Source organism: Phocaeicola acetigenes (genome assembly GCF_027529745.1).
GTDB classification, from domain to species: Bacteria; Bacteroidota; Bacteroidia; order Bacteroidales; family Bacteroidaceae; genus Phocaeicola; species Phocaeicola acetigenes.
Genome location: NZ_JAPZVM010000024.1, coordinates 1 through 1,220, shown reverse-complemented (window position 1 = coordinate 1,220; position 1,220 = coordinate 1). Strand labels below are relative to the sequence as shown.

Below are 1,220 nucleotides of genomic sequence, written 5' to 3'. Positions count from 1 at the left end.
TTCGGTATGCGATGGGGATGCGTTCCATTAGGTAGTAGGCGGGGTAACGGCCCACCTAGCCAACGATGGATAGGGGTTCTGAGAGGAAGGTCCCCCACATTGGAACTGAGACACGGTCCAAACTCCTACGGGAGGCAGCAGTGAGGAATATTGGTCAATGGACGAGAGTCTGAACCAGCCAAGTAGCGTGAAGGATGAAGGTTCTATGGATTGTAAACTTCTTTTATAAGGGAATAAAACCTCCCACGTGTGGGAGCTTGTATGTACCTTATGAATAAGCATCGGCTAACTCCGTGCCAGCAGCCGCGGTAATACGGAGGATGCGAGCGTTATCCGGATTTATTGGGTTTAAAGGGAGCGCAGACGGGGGATTAAGTCAGTTGTGAAAGTTTGGGGCTCAACCTTAAAATTGCAGTTGATACTGGTTCTCTTGAGTGCAGTTGAGGCAGGCGGAATTCGTGGTGTAGCGGTGAAATGCTTAGATATCACGAAGAACCCCGATTGCGAAGGCAGCTTGCTAAACTGTAACTGACGTTCATGCTCGAAAGTGTGGGTATCAAACAGGATTAGATACCCTGGTAGTCCACACGGTAAACGATGGATACTCGCTGTTGGCGATATACTGTCAGCGGCCAAGCGAAAGCATTAAGTATCCCACCTGGGGAGTACGCCGGCAACGGTGAAACTCAAAGGAATTGACGGGGGCCCGCACAAGCGGAGGAACATGTGGTTTAATTCGATGATACGCGAGGAACCTTACCCGGGCTTAAATTGCAAAGGAATGATTTGGAAACAGATCAGTCTTCGGACCTTTGTGAAGGTGCTGCATGGTTGTCGTCAGCTCGTGCCGTGAGGTGTCGGCTTAAGTGCCATAACGAGCGCAACCCTTGCTGTCAGTTACTAACAGGTCAAGCTGAGGACTCTGACGGGACTGCCATCGTAAGATGTGAGGAAGGTGGGGATGACGTCAAATCAGCACGGCCCTTACGTCCGGGGCTACACACGTGTTACAATGGGGAGTACAGAAGGCCGCTACCTGGCGACAGGATGCCAATCCGTAAAACTCCTCTCAGTTCGGACTGGAGTCTGCAACCCGACTCCACGAAGCTGGATTCGCTAGTAATCGCGCATCAGCCACGGCGCGGTGAATACGTTCCCGGGCCTTGTACACACCGCCCGTCAAGCCATGAAAGCCGGGGGTACCTGAAGTGCGTAACCGC

At 52.2% G+C, this 1,220-nt stretch carries 1 rRNA gene; it reads left to right on the top strand.

The features are described from left to right. Positions 1-1,220 (top strand): 16S ribosomal RNA (locus O6P32_RS13535); the annotation flags it as partial.